At 44.3% G+C, this 3,212-nt stretch carries 2 protein-coding genes; both read left to right on the top strand.

What is annotated here, in order from left to right:
* Positions 1-401: 401 nt before the first annotated feature.
* Positions 402-1,109 (top strand): ATP-binding cassette domain-containing protein, encoded by a 708-nt coding sequence (locus tag D9V82_RS11805; RefSeq protein ID WP_121912525.1) that lies wholly within the window; start codon positions 402-404, stop codon positions 1,107-1,109.
* A gap of 299 nt (positions 1,110-1,408) precedes the next feature.
* Complete coding sequence (locus D9V82_RS12090) at positions 1,409-2,791, top strand: hypothetical protein (RefSeq protein ID WP_147444096.1); 1,383 nt, start codon at positions 1,409-1,411, stop codon at positions 2,789-2,791.
* The last annotated feature ends 421 nt before the right edge of the window (positions 2,792-3,212 follow it).

Here is a 3,212-nt window from a genome sequence, read left to right as displayed (position 1 = left end):
CCACCCTGCGGTGGGCACACTGGTGGAACACCAAATGTCTTCACGAGGCATTGGACTACGCCAACCAGCAGGAATTAGAAATCGAGTACTATCTCACCGAGCCCATCAACACTGGGCCGTAAAAGAAACCAAACCAAACCCAGGACGCTTCATTGGTGTGCCTCCTGCCTTGCGATGTTGCATTCGTCCCCCTTTGAGTCCCCTAGTCGGGCGTTAGAAAAAATATCTTCTGTGCTCTGACCAGGAAAATCTCCGAAAGTCCCGTGACGGAACCTGGAGGTACTACCATAATGCTGGCTGAATTGTTTATGAAGAACGAAGCCTTTTACGAAAGAAGAGTACAATTTTAGTACATATCTTTTACATCTTGCTAGCCAAAAGAATTATGAAAAGAGTTCAATTTGTCTCTGCTGATCGATAGAGTCACCGTTTCCTATGGGTCGAAAGTAGCGGTTCGTGAAGCTTCTCTAGAGCTGGGCCCTGGAATCCATGCGCTTCTTGGTCCAAATGGCGCAGGAAAATCCTCTTTACTAGAAGCCCTTGCAACTTTACGGAAGCTTTCTTCCGGCCATTTTAGTGTGAATGGATTATCCGGGAAAAAAGTCCGAAAGATTCTGGGGTACCTTCCCCAGGACAACTTACCTAAGTCGAGGTTTACTGTACGAGAGCATATAGCATATATTTGCTGGCTTAAACAGATACGATCGGTAGATGTAACTTCTGAGATAGATCGACTTATCGATATTTCTGGTCTAGGAAGCAAAGCTGATTCTATTGTTGCTTCGATATCTGGAGGCATGCGACGTCGCTTGGGAATCGCTTCTGCGTTGGTAGGCTCGCCGAAACTCGTCATTTTGGATGAAGCTTCTGCTGGTTTGGATATGACTCAGCGGGATGCAATGCATAGAATCCTCTCTCAGGTTTCCTCCGAATCTATCGTTTTGACATCAACACATATCGTTGAGGATATTATAGATATTGCCGATACCATCACAATAATGAATAAAGGTTCTTTTGTTTTTTCTGGAGAATGGCAGGATTTCTGTAACACTCGCAGCATAACTGATTTTAAAAATAGGTACTTGAGATTAGTAAGTGATATTGAATGAGATATAATCTTCATCCTGCCGCTCGATCGGGTTGGTTTCTTTGGAATCGGCACCTCCGACTACTTCGAAATATTATTATTTCCATAATCTCATCTGCAGTAGTGCGGACGTTAATATATCTAATACTTGAAACTAGTGGGAGTACCGTCGAGGTAGGTCCCTTGTGGGTTAGCATTGTTGGAAGTTTGCCGCTAATTTTCATTTTTAGCCATGAGACGTCGGACGATATATGCTCTCCAAGATCTCTGGCACTGCGTAGGCTTATAGTTATTTCCTCGTGTGTAATTACTGGATTAGCTGTGTCTGCAGCATTATTCCCCGGAAATATTACCAATTTCGGAACCATCGCAATGTTTCGCAACACATTGGCTTTTCTGGGTTTTGGTCTTATTAGCTTATTCATTTTTGGGACCTCATGGGTATGGGTAGTACCGTTGTCTGCGGCGGCTGGCTCTATGTTGTTCTCATGGCCTCAATACCCCACCGCTTTGCATACTACTTATGGAATGCTACGTAGCCCTGGTGTGCTGCAATATCCGGACGGAACTATAGATACGAGTATTCCACTTGCACTGATTATCTTCATAGTATCTGCTATTGCATATGTTGGCGGATTTGGTACCGCTCAAAGTGCTTCAATTAGAAATTTTTCTTTTTTAAAACAGCATGGAGGAGTCGGAGTTCCGATTTCGAATCTTATCTACCGAGGATGGAAGAGGTCTACACTGTCCATACCTGTGTGTTTAATTTCTTTGGTAGGATTTTCATTTTTGATTATTGAAGATTTCAGTAGCTGGGCTGGAAGTCCTCGCCTCCTAGCGGAGTCTATCAGTGATGGCAGTATCATATTTGGCGGTCTCTCCTTAACGGCGGGTATTGTGGCAGGCCAATCCCGATGGCGTACAGGGGTGACTGTGTGGGAAAAACTCAGTGCTCGGAATAAGTGGAATATTATGGTAAGGCCAGCACTTTATTCTTCCGTATCCCTCTCTTTACCATTATTAGTGATAATAGCGGTATCATTATTTTTCAATATAGTCTTTCTCTACCGGCATAACGTGACAGTCGAGATTGTGAATAATGAGGTTTTTTCCGCGATTTTAATGGTTGCTGGTTTTTTCGCATCGGTAGTCGTACTATCTCTAGTAGGTGTTGTTGCAGGGGTTTTGAAAAAGGGATTATGGGTACCGCCTCTTGGTCTTATTTTAGGCGTTACTGTTATGCTGATTTTGTTTAGTAAAATCGACGATCAAGACATCGATTATCGGGCAGATATGACTAGCTGCACTTCCATTCCAAACCTGGATAGTCGGCTATGCTCTAGTCCGGTAAATGCACCATTCCTTGAGTCGGCAGCTTCCACTGTAGGTAATCTTTATCAGAACGCTCCGGCCAAAGGCTACCTACCACGGTCTATATACCTCGTAGATAATGCTGTGACTAAATCGGACTCGCCAATGGCGAAGATAGGCCTTTATGGAAAGCGTGAACTGAAGATTTCCGATCCTTTCCCTTCCGATCAAATAGCTTTTCAACTTGGAGAAACAATGTCAAAGTCTTGCGCTAATGTCCCGTTAGATGCGTCATTATATGTGGCTGAAACTGAGTATCGCACACATGATGATTATAATGACGTTTCTAATTCCGAATTGAACGATTTGCAAAAATGCCTAAACTTATAAGATGCCAGTAAATTGATTCCTAGGGCGGGGATGGCGAAGATGCTGAAATAATAATTTCATTAACGCTGGTATCGATCCAGGAACTAGAGGATTGTCTCGTCGTCGACAAGTCAATAGTAAGTGTACCGGGGTGGCAGCGAAGGACTCCATGGAACGCTCCGCGTGTTGAGAGGGGCAAGAGCATGCCGACTGTATGACAGCAAGACGAAAACACCCCTGTTGCTTAGCGTAAGACGGTAGCACCGCCTTCGCGGCGGGTCAAAGCCGTTGTTTGACTAACACTGTGATGTCTAGTGACTTTTTGGACTCCGAGTCCATTGACTTTTTGGACTCGGAGTCCAGTTAGTTTTTTGACGCGGAGTCCAGGAAGTTTATGGACAGGATGTCTAACGACTTTTTGGACTCTGGCTTCTTGACAATG

Source organism: Corynebacterium macginleyi (assembly GCF_003688935.1).
Lineage (GTDB): Bacteria > Actinomycetota > Actinomycetes > Mycobacteriales > Mycobacteriaceae > Corynebacterium > Corynebacterium macginleyi.
This window is presented reverse-complemented; position numbering and strand designations above follow the sequence as displayed.